18 protein-coding genes are annotated in these 19,865 nt (G+C 26.5%); 13 read left to right on the forward strand and 5 right to left on the reverse strand.

Annotated elements, in window-relative coordinates:
- Nucleotides 1-72 precede the first annotated feature (72 nt).
- Complete coding sequence (locus AC2A4K_RS07450; protein ID WP_322503578.1) at nucleotides 73-738, forward strand: hypothetical protein; 666 nt, start codon at nucleotides 73-75, stop codon at nucleotides 736-738.
- Between the two features lie 275 nt (nucleotides 739-1,013).
- Nucleotides 1,014-1,775: an SDR family NAD(P)-dependent oxidoreductase gene (locus AC2A4K_RS07455; protein WP_322503577.1), complete on the forward strand. Its 762-nt coding sequence runs from the start codon at nucleotides 1,014-1,016 to the stop codon at nucleotides 1,773-1,775.
- 167 nt (nucleotides 1,776-1,942) lie between these two features.
- Here the strand turns inward: AC2A4K_RS07455 and AC2A4K_RS07460 are convergent, their stop codons facing one another.
- On the reverse strand, nucleotides 1,943-3,577 hold the full coding sequence (locus AC2A4K_RS07460; RefSeq protein WP_322503576.1) for a glycoside hydrolase family 20 protein: 1,635 nt from the start codon (nucleotides 3,575-3,577) through the stop codon (nucleotides 1,943-1,945).
- A 438-nt stretch (nucleotides 3,578-4,015) separates the two neighbouring features.
- Here AC2A4K_RS07460 and AC2A4K_RS07465 point away from each other — a divergent pair, with 438 nt between their 5' ends.
- The 5 genes from AC2A4K_RS07465 to amrS all read left to right on the forward strand — a co-directional run bounded on the left by AC2A4K_RS07465 (nucleotide 4,016) and on the right by amrS (nucleotide 10,132).
- A complete protein-coding gene (locus tag AC2A4K_RS07465) occupies nucleotides 4,016-5,608 on the forward strand; it encodes a beta-N-acetylhexosaminidase (RefSeq protein WP_322503575.1) in 1,593 nt (530 codons plus the stop codon).
- 380 nt (nucleotides 5,609-5,988) lie between these two features.
- Entirely contained in the window at nucleotides 5,989-6,672 is a 684-nt protein-coding gene (locus AC2A4K_RS07470; protein ID WP_322503574.1) for an MgtC/SapB family protein, read from the forward strand.
- A gap of 25 nt (nucleotides 6,673-6,697) precedes the next feature.
- The gene (locus tag AC2A4K_RS07475) at nucleotides 6,698-7,699 is read left to right on the forward strand and encodes a tyrosine-protein phosphatase (protein WP_322503573.1); all 1,002 of its coding nucleotides are present in this window, start codon (nucleotides 6,698-6,700) and stop codon (nucleotides 7,697-7,699) included.
- A gap of 129 nt (nucleotides 7,700-7,828) precedes the next feature.
- Entirely contained in the window at nucleotides 7,829-9,214 is a 1,386-nt protein-coding gene (amrA, locus tag AC2A4K_RS07480) for an AmmeMemoRadiSam system protein A (protein ID WP_322503572.1), read from the forward strand.
- Between the two features lie 15 nt (nucleotides 9,215-9,229).
- Entirely contained in the window at nucleotides 9,230-10,132 is a 903-nt protein-coding gene (gene amrS / locus AC2A4K_RS07485) for an AmmeMemoRadiSam system radical SAM enzyme (protein WP_322503571.1), read from the forward strand.
- 85 nt (nucleotides 10,133-10,217) lie between these two features.
- Here the strand turns inward: amrS and AC2A4K_RS07490 are convergent, their stop codons facing one another.
- Both AC2A4K_RS07490 and fliB read right to left on the reverse strand, forming a co-directional pair.
- Nucleotides 10,218-11,345 carry an SLC13 family permease gene (locus AC2A4K_RS07490; protein ID WP_322503570.1) on the reverse strand — a complete coding sequence of 376 codons (1,128 nt, stop codon included), beginning with the start codon at nucleotides 11,343-11,345 and terminating at the stop codon, nucleotides 10,218-10,220.
- 79 nt (nucleotides 11,346-11,424) lie between these two features.
- Nucleotides 11,425-12,582 carry a flagellin lysine-N-methylase gene (fliB, locus tag AC2A4K_RS07495; RefSeq protein WP_322503569.1) on the reverse strand — a complete coding sequence of 386 codons (1,158 nt, stop codon included), beginning with the start codon at nucleotides 12,580-12,582 and terminating at the stop codon, nucleotides 11,425-11,427.
- A 316-nt stretch (nucleotides 12,583-12,898) separates the two neighbouring features.
- Between fliB and AC2A4K_RS07500 the strand changes: the two genes are divergently transcribed.
- Both AC2A4K_RS07500 and AC2A4K_RS07505 read left to right on the forward strand, forming a co-directional pair.
- Nucleotides 12,899-13,912 carry an alpha/beta hydrolase gene (locus AC2A4K_RS07500; RefSeq protein ID WP_322503568.1) on the forward strand — a complete coding sequence of 338 codons (1,014 nt, stop codon included), beginning with the start codon at nucleotides 12,899-12,901 and terminating at the stop codon, nucleotides 13,910-13,912.
- A gap of 270 nt (nucleotides 13,913-14,182) precedes the next feature.
- Nucleotides 14,183-14,848, forward strand: coding sequence for a biosynthetic peptidoglycan transglycosylase (locus tag AC2A4K_RS07505; protein ID WP_322503567.1), 666 nt, complete (start codon nucleotides 14,183-14,185; stop codon nucleotides 14,846-14,848).
- 518 nt (nucleotides 14,849-15,366) lie between these two features.
- On the opposite strand, the gene AC2A4K_RS07510 is transcribed toward AC2A4K_RS07505, so the two are convergent.
- Together AC2A4K_RS07510 and AC2A4K_RS07515 are read right to left on the reverse strand one after the other, a co-directional pair.
- Nucleotides 15,367-16,569, reverse strand: a complete 1,203-nt coding sequence (locus AC2A4K_RS07510; protein ID WP_322503566.1) for an HD-GYP domain-containing protein — start codon at nucleotides 16,567-16,569, stop codon at nucleotides 15,367-15,369.
- 430 nt (nucleotides 16,570-16,999) lie between these two features.
- On the reverse strand, nucleotides 17,000-17,644 hold the full coding sequence (locus tag AC2A4K_RS07515) for a DedA family protein (protein ID WP_322503565.1): 645 nt from the start codon (nucleotides 17,642-17,644) through the stop codon (nucleotides 17,000-17,002).
- A 260-nt stretch (nucleotides 17,645-17,904) separates the two neighbouring features.
- Between AC2A4K_RS07515 and AC2A4K_RS07520 the strand changes: the two genes are divergently transcribed.
- The 4 genes from AC2A4K_RS07520 to AC2A4K_RS07535 all read left to right on the forward strand — a co-directional run bounded on the left by AC2A4K_RS07520 (nucleotide 17,905) and on the right by AC2A4K_RS07535 (nucleotide 19,729).
- Nucleotides 17,905-18,624, forward strand: a complete 720-nt coding sequence (locus tag AC2A4K_RS07520; protein ID WP_322503564.1) for a nitrite reductase — start codon at nucleotides 17,905-17,907, stop codon at nucleotides 18,622-18,624.
- 99 nt (nucleotides 18,625-18,723) lie between these two features.
- Entirely contained in the window at nucleotides 18,724-19,059 is a 336-nt protein-coding gene (locus AC2A4K_RS07525) for a hypothetical protein (protein ID WP_322503563.1), read from the forward strand.
- Nucleotides 19,060-19,080: 21 nt separating this feature from the next.
- Nucleotides 19,081-19,359 carry a hypothetical protein gene (locus tag AC2A4K_RS07530; RefSeq protein WP_322503562.1) on the forward strand — a complete coding sequence of 93 codons (279 nt, stop codon included), beginning with the start codon at nucleotides 19,081-19,083 and terminating at the stop codon, nucleotides 19,357-19,359.
- Between the two features lie 172 nt (nucleotides 19,360-19,531).
- A complete protein-coding gene (locus AC2A4K_RS07535) occupies nucleotides 19,532-19,729 on the forward strand; it encodes a hypothetical protein (protein ID WP_322503561.1) in 198 nt (65 codons plus the stop codon).
- Nucleotides 19,730-19,865: the final 136 nt, after the last annotated feature.

Raw genomic sequence — 19,865 nt, forward strand, 5'->3', positions numbered from 1 at the left:
AAACTTTTTAAGTTTTATATGGTTTTTTATTATGTAAAAAAATATAATTTAAAGAGAAGGGGGTAAAAGTCAATGAGAGTAGAATTTAGACAAGAAAAAGGAAATAAAGGACTTTGGAATATTATATTTATTTGTTTTGTTATATGGTCTTTAAGTTCAGGGATTGGAAGAATATTTTATATAGAGCTTATAGGAAAAAGTAATATAGGAGAAATAGTATCTATTGATCAGAGAACGGCAAGATCAAAAGGGAGAAGTTATGAAGTTTTTACTCCAGTCGTTAGAGTAAATGATGATGGAGAATTATTTGATGTTGTAGCAGTATTCAATAGTACAAGTGGAGATTTACTTGATCCAATTGGGACAAAAGTAAAGGTTAAATATTTAGAAGACGATAAAGCAATTTTTATAATAAATGAACCAGAATATTTAATTAAAGAGGTTTTACCGGTGTTAAATTTTATTTGTTTTGCCAGTTTTGCTTATATGCTTAATTTATTAAGTTTTGATTCTACATGGAAGAAAAGACTTAATTTTAATATAAGTAAGGAGAATAAAATAAAAGTTATATTACTTGGGATACCAATTTTACTAGGAATAGTATTAAATCTATATTATCAATTTGTAGTTAAGAATTTTTCAATAATAAATTTTAATAGTGTATCATTTATTCTAAATATAATATTTTTAGTTTTTTACTTATTTGTTATTTTCAAATTTATAAGATTAAATAAATAAAATAAAAAGAGTTATGAAAGATTTAGTATTTCATAGCTCTTTTTTATTAAAAAATATATAAGTTTTATATATTTTAAGGCATTAAATGAGTAATTTTAAAATAATATATGTAAGATATCTATTAAGTTAAGTAAATAATAAAGAAAAAATATAAAGTTTTATATTATAGTCAGAATAATCTATAGTTCTATTGTATTATTATATAAATAAGATACGATTATTAAAAGCGTATATGGAGTGTATTGAAGTAATATATATTTAAGAGGTGATTCGTTATGGATATGTTATCAAGAAGTATAAATAATAAAGTAGTTATTGTAACTGGAGGAACTAGAGGAATAGGCTTTGCTACTGTTAAAAAATTTCTTGCTCATGGAGCCAAGGTTGCTTTATGTGGTTCTAAAAAGGAAACTGTTGATAAAGCTTTAAAAGAAATAAATGAAATTAATCCTAACTATGAAGTTATGGGCTTTTATCCTAATTTATTAGAAATAAGTGAAATACATGACATGGCAAATATAATTTTAGAAAAATGGGGAAGAATAGATATTCTTATAAATAATGCTGGTGTAAGTGATAATAGACCAATATATGGTCAAAGTGATGAGGATTTTTCTAAAATTATGGATATCAATGTTCAAGCTGTATTCAACTGTACAAACGTTGTAGCAAAAACAATGAAAACTCAAAAAGAAGGAGTTATTTTAAATACAAGTTCAGTAGTGAGTTTATATGGTCAAAGAACAGGAGTTGGATATCCAACTTCAAAATTCGCAGTAAATGGATTAACTAAATCTTTAGCAAGAGAGCTTGGAAAAGATGGTATAAGAGTAAATGCAGTAGCTCCTGGAATAATCGCTACAGATATGGTAGCTGCTTTAGATAAGAAGTTAATAGAAGAAATAGCTAAGAATATTCCATTAGGAAGGGTTGGAGAGTCTGAAGATATAGCAAATGCTTTTTTATTTCTAGCATCTGATATGGCTAGTTATATAAGTGGAGAGATATTATCAGTAGATGGAGCTGTGGTACTTTAATATGTATTTATAAGCTTTCTATATAAAATAAGATTTAATGTTGAATGTTATAAAACAATTAAGAGTGTTAAAGTAAAGAAATAGATACAATATAAAAAATAAAATTAAGGATGCTTGCTTTAGAGCAAGTATCCTTAATTTTTATAATCACTTAACTAAAACAAAATTTAATCTAAAGATACTAATGAATCCATTATAAACTTTTCAGTTGTTATCTTCCATTCTTCTACCATTTCTAAATTAATCTTTTTAGCTATTTTGGCAAATTCTTTAATGTTTAAAAGCTGTTCCTCTAGAGTTCCATATTTTAAAACTATACCAGCATAGTATAATGGTAGTCTTGCTTCTTGAACTCTTAAGAATAAGGTTTCATTATATTTTGTTTTTTCATATGCTTTATCAAAAAGATCATTATATTTTTTATATAAATCAAAGGAAAGATAGGTATCTTTAGCGTTTTTAGGACCATTAAATATATCTAACCTTTCATTAAATTTTTCTTGAGCATCATGAAGGAGTTTTATATATTCTAGGATAGAAGGTGACGCTTCTTTATAATATTTATCACAAAAATCCTTCATATGATAAAACTCGTCACAATTGGGATTCCAAGCAAGTTTAGCTAGCATGTATCCACGAAGTTTTGAGAATTCTCCTCCAATCTCTCTATTACACTGGCTAAATAAAAGTTTAAGATTATTTTTAACGAAGTATCGCATATTAGGTCCTAAAGTTCCTAAATTTGGAAAAGGACTAACTAAATTAGCAAATTGTATATTATAATCCCAAAGAGAGATGTTAGGGCAGATTTTTGACCAAGCTAAAAGCTCTTCTCTAACTTCTTTATTAGAGGGATCACTTTCTATAGGGAGACCTCTATTTGCTTCAATGTTACAAAGCATTATGTGAACATTAGAAGCTGGACGAGTATGCTTTGGAGGTTTTCTAGAATACCAATAGGCTAATGTTGAAATAATCTTATTAGGAAATTCATTAGCAACCTCATTTACAAAGTCTAATATTGATCCCATCTGACTTTCATCATAACCATCTTTTGCAGCACATTCTGGACAACGACAATATAGGTTATCATCATTTTGGCTCACAGACCAATACTTACATTCAGGTCTTTCCTCTATAAATCTTTTTAAATTTTTCTTTATTATTCTTCGTACATTAGGGTTGCTTAAACAGGGCTCTCCCTTAGGGGTTCTTTTACCATCTATTAATGCAAAATATTCTGGGTGTTTATCGAATAAATCATAAGGCAATAGTAACTGAAATGAATGACACCAAAAGCCCCAGCTTTCATGCATTTTACTTGTATTCATCTTCAATTTTTCTGCGAAAGTAGGGTTTTCAAAATCCTTGTAATAAACTTCACGATAGTCTATTGGAGGATTAAATGAATAGGGAGCAAAATTAATATCTAAGGTTTCTATTTTAGGTATAAATTCATAATCACAACTATAAAAACCACAACCTACTATTTGTTCTAAAAAATCATAAACGGAATATACAAAAGCTTGTTCATTTTTAGCTTTAAAATAAAGTGTGCTTTCTTCAATATTATATGAAAAGCCATTTTCATCATTTGAGTTATCTAATATAAATAAAATTTTAGGTTTACTACCACTAAAAATATCCTTTGGAATTTCTTCTAGATCAGAATTTATAGTGTATAAAGGTAATTTAACTTCTGTAATAAGCTCTAGGTAATTATTTAATATTTGTGAGGCTCGGTTACTTTCTCTTATTGAAAAAATTGATGCTAAAGGTTTTGAATTCTTAACAATTATCATAATAATCTTCTCCTAAATAAAGATGTTTTACTAATTTTACTATTAAAATTAGAGAGAGTAAATTGTGATTTCCTATCAATTTTTCATTTAATAATTTTCTAACTTAAATCTAAATTTTAATTTTGTAATATTAACTTGTAGATAGAATATGAGAGAGAACTTTCTAAAGTAATAGAAAAATATATACATCAATATTAATTAGAAGCATAAATGATGAGGAAATTAAAACATTTATAAATATTAAAAAGATATATATGTATTTATCTTTTTAATAATCTTTAAAATAAGTTTACCTCCATAAATTGGTTTATGAAATCCTAATATTATTTTGACATATAAATTCAAATTATTTTTAGATAAGTAATTTGAATCTTACATAGTATTGAGAGTTTAAGGGAATAAAAAATAAATGAAAGAATTTAAAAGGAGACTAGTGTAATGAAAAAATCAAGGTTAAATTTTACTTATGTTATGTTAACTATAGCTGTTTTACTTGCGGGATATTTGTTTTTCCCTGAAACAAAAGAAGCTATAAAGATGATAGAAGTACAAAATGTTGAAAATACTATTATTCCTAAACCTCTAAGTTATGAGAAAAAAGAAGGTGCATTCAAGATAGAGAATGGGCTACCTATTTATGTTAAAGGAAAGAATAGTGATGAGACCGAGGAACTTTATAAGATAGCTGAAGGATTTGCTAATCTTTTAAAAGGAATAAGTGGATTTGATATTAAAGTTTTGGAAGGTGAACCTACTAATGAAAAAGCTATTTTTTTCACTACTGTAGGTAATAACGAAGATTTAGGAGATGAAGGGTATAAAATAAATTCATCTGAGAATAAAGTCGAAATAATTGCTAATAAGCCTCAAGGAGTTTTTTGGGGAGTTCAAACCTTAAAACAAATGTTACCTTCTGAAATTACAAAAAAATCAATGGTAACTGGTGTGGAATGGAATATACCGGCATCTACTATAACAGATAAGCCAGAATACGGTTATAGAGGACTTATGATAGATGTAGCAAGACATTTTTTTACTATTGATGATTTAAAGCGTCAAATAGATTTAGCATCTCAATATAAAATAAACAAACTTCATCTTCATCTAACTGATGATCAAGGATGGAGAATAGAAATAAAGAAGTGGCCTAACTTAACTAAGATAGGAGGATCAACTCAAGTTGGTGGAGGAAAGGGAGGATATTACACTCAGGAAGAATTTAAGGATTTAATAAATTATGCATCAGATAGATACATAGAAATAATTCCTGAGTTTGATATGCCGGGGCATGTAAATGCAGCCTTAGCTTCTTATGGATTTTTAAATCCTGATGGAAAGAAAAAACCACTGTATACAGGAACTTCAGTAGGCTTTAGCACATTTATGACACATGATGAAAAAACTTATGAATTTATTGAAGATGTAATAAGAGAATTAGCTGCTATCTCACCTTCTAAATACCTACATATAGGAGGAGATGAAGCTGATGCTACTAAGAAAGAAGATTATGATTATTTTGTAGGAAGGGTTTCAAAAATAGCTCAAAAATATGATAAAACTCCAATAGGATGGGATCCAATAGATACTTCACCTAATATAGACTCTAATACAGTTCTTCAAAATTGGAAGGATTCTAATGAAGCTGCTAGGAAGAAAAATATGAACATGATTATTTCTATTGCTAAAAAAGCTTATTTAGATATGAAGTATAATAAAGATACTCCTTATGGGTCAGATTGGGCTGGATATATTTCAGTTGAAGATGCATATAATTGGGATCCTACAGAATTTGCTCCTAAGAATTTAATTTTAGGTATAGAAGCACCTTTATGGACAGAGAGAATTTCAACTGCGGAACAAATGGATTATATGATATACCCAAGATTAATAGGATATTCAGAGATAGGATGGACACCAAAAGAATCTAGAAATTGGGATGAATATAAGAAAAGGTTAAAAGCTCAAGAGCCTAGACTTAAGAACCTAGGAGTAAATTATTTTAATGATCCTACTATTTTTGAAAACAAGTAATTAATATGACAATTAATATATAGTTTTGCTGAGAGTTTTCAATTTAAATTAAAAAGATTATTTATAATGAACTATGGAATTTTTACTAATTCCATAGTTTTTTATTATATATACAATTGAATTAGTTAAAAAGTAAAAATAAGTTATTAAAATGAACAAATTGTTAACAGATTTTATTGGAAAAGACAATAATTTTATAATATATATTTAATATTAAAACATATGAAGTTTGATTTATATATCTAATAGTTTTAAACTTATTATAAAATAATATAAGTTTTTACAAAAGAGGAGTTCTTGGTAGAAATCTTAATCTTTATAATACAAATATACTTAAGTTTACTTTGTAATCTAGTATAAAATGAAAGGTTGGATTTAAAATGGATATTTCGCAGATAGGAGTTAGGATACTGCTATCTATAATCATAGGTGGTTTTATTGGTTACAATAGAGAATATGAAAATAGGCCAGCTGGGTTTAGAACTCATGTTTTAGTGTGTTTAGGAGCTACTATTGCAGCACTTATTCAAGTTCAATTAATTTATTTTGCCAGTGATGAACTTGCAAAAAATCCAGCATTATCTGGTATATTAAAAGTAAATGTAGGTAGGGTTATATGCCAGGTTATATCGGGAGTTGGTTTTTTAGGAGCTGGTGCAATAATACAAACCAAATGGGCTGTTAAGGGACTAACTACAGCAGCCTCTATGTGGGCTGTTGCCTGTGTTGGACTTGCTATAGGAATGGGATTTTATAAAATTAGCATTCTAAGTGGAGTTAGTATATTAATAGTTCTTACTTGCTTAAAAAAATTTGAGGATAAATTCATAGATAAAACAAAGATTGTAAATTTTAAGATTAAATGTTTAAATGACAAGGCAATAGAGGAAATAAATAGTTATTTTGAAGATTATCAAATTAAGATTGATGATGTTGAATCTAAGTGTGATGGAGAATATATCTATACTTTAGAAGTTCCACACTTTATAACTTCAAATGAGATTATAAGTGGATTAATAGGTAATAAGAATATAAATAGAATAAGAGAAATTAAAAATAAGTAAAAAAAGTATAAGGAGTGTATTATAGATGAAAAGACTAAATGGATATGTAGAAAGAGTTGACAATAATAAGATATTAATAAAATTAAATAGAGTTTGTAAAAATATTAAGGTATTTTATAGAGATGCTTTAGACAAAAAAGAAAATTTTCTTATGGACTTTAATAATACAGATAGTTTAGAATTTGAAGATCCAAAACCACTTAATAGAACTTTTTATAGAGTTGAAGCCGAGGGGGAGGAAATTATAGTTGCTGAAAGGGTTTTACCTCTTAAAAATTTCTCTAATTTCAGAGATTTAGGAGGGTATGAAACTCAGGATGGAAGAAATGTTAAATGGGGATTATTCTATAGATCAGAAGATTTATCAGATTTAAAAGGAGACGATTTAAAGTATTTTGAATCTCTAGGAATAAAATATGTTCTAGATTATAGATCAAAAGAAGAGATTGCAAATGCGCCAGATGTTCAGGTGAATTCAGTTAAAAACATAAACATATCTGGAATGAATTTAAAAGGAAATGATAATTTAGATATGACAGTATATGTTAAAAAACTATTAAGTGGAGAAAAAATGACTATTAGTCCAGAGGATTTATTAAAAAAAGGCTATGAGATGATGCCATTAGATAATCCTGCATATAAGGAATTATTCACATTGTTTAAAGATCCAAAAAATACGGCAATATTACAACATTGTACAGCAGGAAAAGATAGAACTGGTGTTGGATCAGCATTAGTTTTGCTTGCTCTTAATGTTCCAGAAGAAATAGTTATACAGGATTACTTAGAAAGTAATAATACTAGAAAAGCATTTAATGACAAAGTTATGGGAGCTATTAAAGGTTATATTAAGGATGAAAATTTAAAGTTAAATATAGAAGGAATTCTAGGAGTAAATAAATCTCTTATAAATGCAAGTTTAAATTCTATAAAAAATAAATATGTTACTTATGAAAAATATTTTGAAGAAGAATATGGATTAGATAGCAATAAACTAAAAGAATTAAGAGATGCTTATCTATATTAATATAAAAAAATTCGGCAAGCTAGTGTTTGCTGAATTTTTTATTATATCCCCTTAAATAAGATATTTTTTATTTGGAACAATATATAATATGAAAATTAATATATTTATAAAATTAGAGAGGTGTATGTTATGAAATACTTTTTAATGCCACACCCTCCTATAATTATTCCAGAGATAGGAAAAGGGAGAGAAGAGGAAGTTATAAAAACAGTTAATTCATGTAAAGAGGTAGGAGACATAATAGAGGAGTCAGAGGTAGAAACAATAATAATTATATCTCCTCATGGAACAGTCTTTAGAGATGCAATTTCATTAATTAAGACAGATTATATTTATGGTGATTTAGGCGATTTTGGAGCTCCAGAGGTTAAGTTTAATTATTATATAGATTTGGAGTTAACAGATGAGATAATTAATCTATCAGTAAATGAAGAAATACCAGTGGTATCTTTAGATGAAAAATCAAGTATAAGATACAGAGTACCTTTAGAGTTAGACCATGGAGCTATGGTTCCTCTATATTATGCTGATAAAAATAAAAAACATAAATTGGTACATATAAATTATGGATTACTAACACCAATTGAGCTTTTTAAATTTGGATTGGTAATTAAGCAAGCAGTTAATAATACAGGAAGAAAAGCTGTAATAATAGCTTCAGGAGATTTATCTCATAGATTAATAGAAAATGGACCATATCCATATACTCCTGTAGGTAAAGAGTTTGATGATGAATTAGTAAAAATACTATCATTAGGAGAGGTTGAAAAGATTTTTAAAATTGATAGAGATCTTATAAAATCTGCTGGAGAATGTGGATTACGTTCAATTTATATATTATTAGGGACTATAAATTCCTCAAAGACTAACTCCAAGCTATTTAGTTATGGAGGATCTTTAGGGGTAGGCTATGCTGTTTTTCAGTTTGAAGAGGGCAGTGGAAATCTCTATGAAGATCTTATGAATGAAAAAGAAAAAGAACACAAGAGAAAATTAGAGGAAGAAAATCCATATACAAGATTAGCAAGAAAAAATTTAGATACCTATTTTAATTCTGGTAGATTATTAACTAGAGAAGAAATTGAAGATGAGAAACTCTTAGGAGATAAAAAGGGAGTTTTTGTGTCATTAAAAATGAATGGAGAACTTAGAGGGTGTATAGGAACTATTAAACCAACAACAGATTCTGTTGGAGAAGAAATAATTAGGAATTCTTTAAGTGCTGCCTTAAATGATCCAAGATTTGCTCCTTTAAAGAAAGAAGAATTAATGGAAATAGATATATCTGTTGATTTATTATATCCACCTGAAGAGGCTGTTTTTGAAGATTTAGACCCATATAACTATGGAGTTATAGTGACCTCTGGAAATAAAAAAGGCTTACTTCTTCCAAATTTAGAGGAAGTATATAACAAAGAGGAACAGCTTGAAATAGCTATGAATAAAGGAGGAATAAGTCATTCTGATAAATATACCTTAGAGCGCTTTAAAGTAGAAAGATTTAAGGAAGTTTAATTTGGGTGATTAACTATGAAAAAAGAAGCTTTATATTATAAACATGAGGGAGAACATATAAGATGTTATTTATGTCCACATAACTGCTTAATAGGTGAGGGAAAAAGAGGAATATGCAATGTTAGAGAGGTTAGTAGAGATGAAGAGAGAACTTTAAGGCTTTATTCAATAAACTATGGAGAGATAACATCTATTTCTTTAGATCCAATAGAAAAGAAGCCATTATATCACTTTTTACCTGGAAATAATATATTATCTATTGGCTCTTTTGGATGTAATTTTAAGTGTTCCTTTTGTCAAAATTACAGCATATCTCAGTATGAAGCTAATAGTAGGTTTGTGTCTCCAGAGGATATGGCAGAAACCTCTCTTAGTATGAATCAGAGTATAGGTTTAGCCTTTACTTATAATGAGCCCTCAATATGGTATGAATATGTACTTGATGTTTCTAAAAAAATTAAGGAATTAAATCCTGCACATAAAATAGTTTTAGTTACTAATGGTTATATAAGTGAAGAGCCTTTAAAAGACTTATTACCTTATGTAGATGCCTTGAATATAGATTTAAAAGGCAATGATGAGTATTATAAAAGATTATGTTTTGGTTCTTTAGATGAAGTGGAGCGAATTATTATGATAGCTAATGAGATGGGAAAACATGTTGAGGTTACTACTCTTTTAGTAAGTGGTTCTAATACGGATAATGAAACATTAAAGCATATAGGAAAATTCTTAAATAGCATAGATAAATCAATACCTATTCATATATCAAGATATTTTCCAAGGTACAAAATGAAAGAAGAGGCTACATCTTTAGAAGAAATGAAGAATGCATATAAGTTTTTAAGTAGATATTTAGACAATATTCATTTAGGAAACTTAAGTAAAGATGAACTAGAATATTGTTTAGAAAAATAACAAAAATAAAAGAGGGTATCAAAGAGTAACTTAGTGAGAAGTTATTATTTTAAACTTTGATATCCTCTTTTCTTATAATATAAAACTATACTATTAATATAAATATAAGTGGTATGAATATAACAAGATAAATTATATTATAAACAGTAAAATTTTTTAGGTATTTAAAGTTAAGAGACGGATTCTCTTTAATAAAAAGTTTATAGGATATAACACTAGCTAATGAGGCTATCAAGGTACCTGCACCTCCTATATTAACTCCAAGAAGTAATGAATTGTTAAAAGTTGTGAATGGAGAAAGTAATATAGTTGCTGGTACATTACTTATAAATTGGCTAGCAATTATTGAAGTGAAATAGGTTGTACTATTATCACTTAGAAGAGTATTCATTAAAGTTTTAACTTTATCTAAATTTGAGATATTTCCTATGAATATAAAGAATGCTATAAAAGTTAAAAGTAATGAATAATCTATTTTTTTAAACAAGCTTTTATCAATTATAAATGTTATTAGAACAATACATATAAAAGCTAATTTATAATTTATAACTTTAAAAATTGATAATAATATTATAATAAACAAAATGCTCCAGATAATTATATGACTAGTATTTTCTAATTTAACTTTTGAAAGTTCAACATTTAGTTTCTTTCTTTTTAATATGAATAGCGTTATTATTAAGAAGAAAGCAGACAAAATAGTAAGAGGAAATGTTATTTTAAAAAATTCCATAGATGACATATTAAAATATGAATATATAAATAAATTCTGAGGATTTCCCATAGGGGTTAAAGCACTTCCTACATTGGCTGCCAAAGTTTGAAAAACAATTAAATTTAAAGTATTTAAATTTGCTTTCTTACCTAAAATTAAGCTTAAGGGAATAAAGGTTATTAAAGCCACATCATTTGTCACTAGCATAGAAGAAAAAAAGGTTAAAAATACTAAGGTAAATGAAAGTGATATGGTGGTTTTACATTTAGATAGTAAATATGTAGCAATACTATCTAAAACCTTAAGTTTTTTTAATGCTGCAACTACAATCATTAAATTAAAAAGCAAAATTAATACTTTAAAATCTATGTATTCTATTTTAGGAGAAGAAAATAATGAACTAATTAAAGCTAGGGTAGTAGCTATAACTAGAACAACCTCCTTCTTAAAAAAATCTATAATTTTTTCTCTTTTCGAAACTGGTAGTGATAAAAACAAAATTACTAAAGACTCCTTTCTGTTCTAAATTAATTCAATATGTATAATTAAATTAAAAGTTAATCTTAAAGATCTTAGATTAATTATCAATTTCTAATATGTTTTTAAATACTTTATTATGTTCTATATCCTTACTTAAGGCTTGAATTATATGTATTATTTCATATTTTGAAATTTCTTTTTTTGATGAAGTATATAAAAGTATTAAATAGCCTTTTATTAGTCTATAGGTATTTATAAGAACTTTAATACTTTTCTTTAAATTTTCTCCTTTATTAAATGGTATTATATCTTTAAATATTTGGTTTACTAAGTAATTCTCAAATATATATGAATGGTTTGTGAGAGTAATATCTAACCTTTCTAACTTGTCATCATTAAGAGATTCAGATATTAGATTTTTCTCTCTTTTTAAAGAGGTTAAAAAAGCTTTTAGCCTATCACCAATAACTTTATTTGAAAGATCTTCATTTAAAATAAGGTTAAAAAAGTTTCTATTAAAATTAAATGGAGTATAGTCTATATCTTTAATAATAGAGCTTATATTTGAAGGATCTTCATTAATTTCTTCAAGCAGTTCTTCAATTGCATAAAAGTTATCTTCTTTTTTCAAATATTCAAGCTTTTCATAGAAAGACTTTAGTATAAGCAATCTTTCTTCAATAGAATAATTTCTATTTTGCATAATATTTATGGAGCTAACCCTTATATCCCAGAAATATTGAATTAAGCTATCTGAATCAATAAAAGCATCAGTATCTATAACTCTACGTATTTCTATAGTTTCCTCATCAAGTTCTTCTTCAGCTTCTATAAATTCCATTTTCTCTTTATTTAAAAAAGCTTTATAGCAAACTTCTTCGCAGGAAGGAATACCACTTTTTTCGTATACATCATCTATAATATTAAAAACTCTAGGATATCTTTTGCATGTTATAGAAAGATTTTCTTCACCACATTTTCCGTGGATTTCACAAAGTAGGTCATTTTTTAAAAAAGGACACTTTTTATCTTGGGTTATAACCATAAAACCATAATTAAAGGAATCATCTAAGTTCTCACTTTTTATATATTTTCCTTTTACTATTTCTTTTAATTTACCATTACTATTTTCATATTTTTTTAATGTAACTTCATCTATGTTAATATCCCATCCAGCACAGCAAGTATCAGTACATTCGGGACCTATACATTTAAATATAGACATATATTTTGGCATGAAAAAATTTGCTTTCAAAAAAACACCATCTTTCGTATATAAAAATTTATTTGAGTTTAGACTCGCTTTAATATTTTATCACTTAATTCTATAAATAGTTAGAAATTTTTTTATAATAAATGAAAATAACAATTATGCATATATAGAAAGATAAAGATATTGGATACGCTCTTAAGCATAAAATCTTAATATACAAAAGAGAGTAGAAAGATTAAATATTGATTTAGCTTCATTTTTTCAATTAAATTATAACAATTGTATATCCAAATATTTGATTATCAAAATAAATGGTGCTATAATAGGATTTACCAATTTTTTTATGCAAGGAGAATAGATGAATAAAGTAGATATACAGAAAAGAGAGAAAGTTAAAAAAAAGTGGAGTAAGGTTAAAAAATGGATATGTGGAATTCTAGTTGGAATTATGATTTTAATCATTGGAGCTTTATGCTTTGGTGGAAATTACTTATATAATTTAGCCATAAATCCAGACACTCCTAAAGATATGATTTTTGCATCAACTGAGAAGAGTGAAGATGTAGTTACAGTAAATAGTACAAGTGGACCAGTAAGTATTTCTAGTGAAAACTGGCTTTTAAATCAAAGTGGTTATGAAGATTTATATATGACTTCAAGAGATGGTTTAAAGCTTCATAATTATCTTATAAAAAAGCCAAACTCTAATAAATGGGTTATTACAGTGCATGGATACACTTCTCAAGGAAAGTTAACAGCTTCTTATGCTAAGAACTTTTCTGATATGGGATATAACGTTATTATTCCAGATTTAAGAGGTCATGGCACTAGTGAAGGTGACTATATTGGTATGGGATGGGACGAGCGTTTAGATATAATAGATTTAGTAAACTATATAATAAAGGAAAATCCAAAGGCTGAAATTGTTCTATATGGCATATCAATGGGAGCTGCAACAGTTATGAATGCATCAGGTGAAGAGCTTCCAAATAACGTTAAAGCAGTAATTGCTGATTGTGGATATACGAATGTATGGGACGAGTTTTCTTATCAGTTAAATGAATTGTTTGGACTACCACAATTTCCAATGATGTATATAGCTAATATAATAACTAAAATCAGAGCAGGTTATTGGCTAAATGAAGATTCCCCAATAGATCAAGTAGCTAAATCAAAAACGCCAACTCTATTTATTCAAGGGGATAAAGACACTTTTGTTCCTGCATTTATGGTAGACGAGCTTTATAAGTCCTCTTCAGCAGAAAAGGAAAAGTTAGTAGTTGAAGGTGCAGGGCATGCTAAATCAAGTAAGGTTAACCCAAAACTTTATTGGGAGACTATAGATAATTTTTTAAATAAATATGTTAGTTAAGGATTTTAATTAGAATTATAAGAAAGAAAAAAGACTAGTTGTTAAATTTAACAGCTAGTCTTTTTCTAGTAAGAAGACTTAATAATATTATTGAATACTATGAGTTTCTTACAAAAATGAAATCTAAAAGAAAGGGAATTAAATACTAAATATATATTAGATTATTTATAATTAGCTTATAAAAAGAAAAGATCAAATAAAATATTTTATAAATTTAAATTATTTTATTTTAAAAAAATGAAATTTTATAAATAAACAGGGGGAGTAATAGTGCAAAAAATAATGAAAAATAAATCTAAATTTATAATAATGTTTTTAATAATATTTACACTTCCGATGGTTTTATTAGGATGTACTGATTTTAAAGTTAGAACTGATAGTGAAATATTAAATCAAAAGATAAATGAATTAAAGAAAAAACCTAATTATGTAAAAATAGATAATATAGATCAAAGCTTTTTAGATGCAATAGTTGCTACAGAAGATAGAAGATTTTATAAACATGGCGCTTTAGATTTTAAGGCTGTTGCCAGAGCTACAGTAAACAATATAAAAGCAGGAAAATGCATAGAAGGTGGAAGCACAATAATACAACAGACTGCGAAGAATCTTTGTTTAACTAATGAAAGAAGTTTTGAAAGAAAGTTTAAGGAGATATTTTTTAGTTTAGCTTTAGAAAAAAAGTATTCTAAAAGAGAAATATTAGAAATATATGTGAATTCAATTTATTTTGGAAATGGATATAAAGGAATAAAAGAAGCTACAAGAGGATATTTTGGCAAAAATCCTAAGAATTTGACTTACAATGAAGCAACATTACTTGCTGGAGTACCTCAGGCACCAAGCAATTATGCTCTAAATACAAAGAAAGGTTTAGAGTCAGCAAAAAAAAGACAAAAGACTGTTGAAGCTGCTTTAAAAAAGTTTAAAAATTAGCCAATATTTTAAGTGAAGATTGATTTTTAGCTAGCTCTTAATACCTATCTATAATAAACAATAGTTTAAAAGATAGTCAAAAATTAAAGTAATAAAAGACAGCATAGTTTTGCTGTCTTTTATTTTGTATATTTACTATAAAATATATTAATAAAAAGAAAATTTTGATTAGAGTACATTGACCTGACTGTTCACATTACTAAGTTTTATGGAATAGCAATAATTATAATGGGGATAAACATAGTTGCATCTATGTATTATACATCAATAAATGAACCATTGGTTTCTATAATTATAGCCTCTTCAAGAAGTCTAATAGTATTAGGTCTCTTACTTTACCACTTATATTTGGTGATAATGGATTATGGCTTTCTCTAATATTTGCATAAGTAGTTACTTTATGTATTGTAGTTTATTATTCTAAAAAGAAGCCCTATTAATATTAATTATATTTCTAGTTAAATAATAAAATTAAGGAGAAGATTTTGTAATATATATTCTTCACTATAATTTTATGGTTAAGCAAAAACCTTATCAATATCATCTAAAATCTCATCATCTAATAGGTTAGAAGAAGCCATATGTTTAAGTATTAAAATAGCTTTATTATGACTCATCCCATCTTTATAAGGTCTTTTTTCAGTTAATGCTTGGTATATATCTAAGCAAGCAAATAGTCTTTCGAATTTACCAAGTTCTGAAGCTGTCTTACCAAAGGGATAACCACTACCATCTAGTTTTTCATGGTGACAATAAGCCCAAGAAGCAACATCTTCAAGACCTTCTATATCTTTTAGTATAGTATATGTATAATAAACATGAGTTTGTATATGTTTATATTCTTCACTTGTTAATTTCCCGGGTTTCTCTAACACATCAACATCAACCGCTAATTTACCAATATCATGAACAGCTCCAGCAAAATACATTTTTGCTTTAGTATCAACACTTAGTCCATAGTATTCTCCGACCTTCACAGCTTTATTAGCAAGGCCTAAAGAATGTTTTTGTGTAAATTCAGATTTATAATCAATTATTTTAGCAAAAATTTTTGAAAAATTAATAAGGTCATTACTTGAATAGTTAAAGTTAATTTTAGGTAATGATTTGCTAAGTGAGTTATTTATATGTTCATTTCTTAAGTTAAGCAGTTTATCAAAAGTAAAAGTATTTAGAAACCATTCAATAACTTGAGAATCAAATAGTATATCTTTATTAATACTAAGGTAATATTTTATTTCCTTAAATTTTTCAAAGCTTACAAAAGTTAAGTCGAATTTAGTATCAAGAGTGTCAGCTAAATGTATTAAACGAGCATATAAAGGTACTTCATTTGACTTTTTGCCAAATGGTCCAGAACCGTTAGCATTTTCATGATGGTATAAAATACTTCCTGCTATATTATTATAAAATGGAATACTCATAACGTTCTTTTCACCTAAAATACAATGTTCATTAGGTGAGAAGTTATATTTATTATAAATTCTACTATATTCTTTATATTCAAAATAAATATATTCTGTTAATGCATTATCGTGAAGAATTGCACAAGCAGAGATATCAAATAAATTTTCATTGGTAAGACCAATTTCTTTGCATATTTCAACACAAATATAAGCTACTCTCTTTGAGTGATTTGTTTTTACACCTAATAGGTCTCTTTCAACGCAATCTAAAGCAAAAGAAAGTGCAAATAATATTTTAGTTAGATCAAATTTCATAAGATTTCCTTTCGTTTTGTATAGTATTTGCTTAAAAATATACAAATAATCTTTAATAACTAATGAACTAATAGTAAAGATTATTTATAGAGATATTAACATATATCCCTATAAATAACAATGAATTTATACAAAAAAAGATAAAGATATTGTTTGTTAATAAGGTTAAAGGTTTAATACTAGTTTTCTATAGGATTATAATATATGGTTAGATTTTTAAACTAAAATTTATGTAATAAGTATTTATAAAAAAGGAGCTATTTATATAGGTTATTTTTTGTACCTTAAATATTAGAGAAGAATTATAAATATCAATGGGAATAAAAAAGCTGACTTCGGTGCAATACCGAAATCAGCTTTTAACTTCCGATGTTCTTTTTTTATGTCCTTGAATAGATCGGCAGTTTAATTGCATTGACTTACTTATAGATTATACAGCTACTTTAGATGAGAATCTAGATTTAAGTAAACCTATTATGGCTGGTAAAATAGAAACTACTATTATTCCCATAATAACTATAGAGAAGTTGTCAGCAACAATTTTTATATTACCAAAGAAATAACCTAGGGATGATACAAGTAAAACCCATACAAATCCACCAATAGCATTATAAGTTAAAAAATTCTTATACTTCATTGTTCCTATTCCAGCAACAAAAGGAGCAAAAGTACGAATTATAGGCATAAATCTAGCTATTATTAAAGTTTTACCGCCATATTTATCATAATATGCATTAGTTTTTTCTATATATTCCTTCTTTATTATTTTAGAATTTTTTAGCAGTTTCCCTCCTAAAAATTTACCAATACTATAATTTAAAGTATCTCCAGCTATTGCTGCCACTAAAAGTAATGGTACTAATATATAAATATTAAGTAATCCTAAAGCACAAAATGTAGCTGATGCAAAAATTACTGAGTCACCTGGTAAAAATGGAGTTACCACTAATCCAGTTTCAGCAAGAATTATTAGAAATAAGACTAAGTAGGTTAAAGTACCATAATTGGTGATGAAGGCACCTAAATACTTGTCTAAGTGTAATATTAAATTTAAAAAATTACTTATTAAGTTCATATAAAATCTCCTAACTAAAAGTATTAAGTAATGTTGTTTTTTATTATAATACTAATTTTAAGATTATTCATTAAAAAAATTTAATAAACTAATAATTTTATTAATAATCATATAATTATTTTTATTAAAAATTCATATTGCATATAAGAAAATAGCTATGATTAATCTAAATAAAAACTATATTTCTTATTACTATTAAAATACTATAATAAAGATAATGGTAGTTGTTTTTAATTATATATGGTTTAAGGAGAGTAAGAATGAATAAGTTAACAGTAGAAGAAAAGCAATGTTTAAAAGAACAGGGAATATTAAATCAAAAACAAGAAGAGTTTTATGCCATAAGATATTTAAGTAAAGTTGGATATTTTAAAGCAGAAGAAATGAGAGACTTAGCAGATATTGCTAAAGATTATGGAAATGGAGAATTAAGTTTAACTAGCAGATTAACTATAGAAATACCTTATATAAAAGAAGAGGATATAAAAAAAGTAATAGAAGCTTCAAAAGAAAAAGGTCTTAGAATTTGGGGAGCAGGAAAAACTGTTAGAGCTGTAGTCACATGTAAGGGAACTGTTTGTAAGCATGGTCTTATTGATACAAGAAGAATAGGAGAAGTTTTTGAGGAAAAGTTTCTAGGAGAGAATGTTCCAGCTAAATTTAAAATAGGTGTTTTTGGATGTATAAATAGTTATGGAAAGGCTCAGAGCAATGATTTTGCAGTTATACCAACTGTAAACATAAATAGTAAGGAGACAGAATTCTTAGTTTTTATAGGAGGAAGAGCTGGAAGAAAATCTAGAAAAGCAGAGCCTATGAAGAGAAAGTTTAAAGAAAATGAATTAACAAAACTTTTAAAATGTACTATAGACTATTACAATGAAGCTGCTAATGGGAAAGAAAGATTAGCAGAAGTTATTGAAAGAATTGGAACTATAAATTTTGAGAGAAATTTAATATATAGATTTAATAGAATATAATTTATTGATATTAAGGTGGTTTTAAAGTTCTATCTAAAAACAAACACTGGTTTAAAATGGAGGCTATTTTATAAATATTTTGAAAAGAGATGAGTAAATATGGTAGAAAAGAAAATAATCATTGATGACAATGTTTATTTAAAAAAATTTTTTGAACACAATAAAAAGTATGAAGAAGATATAAGAAGTAGAATATATAACAAGACTTTAGATTTAATAAATAATAATCCTCATAAGATTAAAACTGTAAGAGGTTATAAGTATAATAATAAGACTATATATGAATATAAAATTCCTTTGGAGCCAGAGTTAGATTGTAGAGTAGCATATATTTTTCATGGAGAAGAGATAATAGTATTCTTTATATCAAATATAATAAGAAAAAATGAATTTACAAGGCTAGTATCAAAGCTAAAGGATGTAAAAAAAGTATAGTATAAAGAGGAGATGTGTAAAATGGTAAGCATAACAGATTTTTTGAATGTTGCTTTACACACATTAAAGAGAATAGAAATTAGGGATAAAGTTAATTTTAAAACCTTTAAAAAAGATAGACAAGTTGAAATAGAAAAATTAGAGCAAGGACTTTTTAATGTGAAAGAAGATGGATTTGAAAGAAAAATCTTTAGAAATCTTGATGAAAAAGAATTAAAAAGAGTTTTAAAATATCTTCAAAAGAAGGAGTTTCCCAAAAGTAATAAGCTTTGGTATAAAATAATAAGAACCAAAAAATAAAAATATAATTAGTTTTAAATTAGAAAATTATGTATTATAAATTAAGGCTATTTTGGGAAAAAGCAACTGATTAGCCTTAGTATCTAGAGTATTTTAATATGAAAAAAGTAAAAAATATTAATGTAAGAATTAAAATGTTCTTATAAATAGAAAGAATAAAGAGGTGTCTAATATGGTATCTCATCTAATTTTAGCTTTTGTAAAGAGTGTTGGAACGACATCAATAAGTGCTATTGAAAGAAATATAATGCCACATGGCTTTACAAAAGAAGAGGTACATTCAGGAATAAGGTGCTTATATTTGTTAGATTTAATAGATATAGTAGAAATTGCAAACTTGGATGGAAGACCTCAATATATTTTTTCTTAAAAAGTTTCTTTAATAGTTATAAGAATTAAGAGAATAGTTACTATAATCAATATTATAAAATTTTTGGCTTAATTCAGTTTTAAGACTATATGCTGAATTAAGTCTATTTTTATTTTTACCAAAAGATTAAAGAATA

Source organism: Clostridium sp. LIBA-8841 (assembly GCF_057782475.1).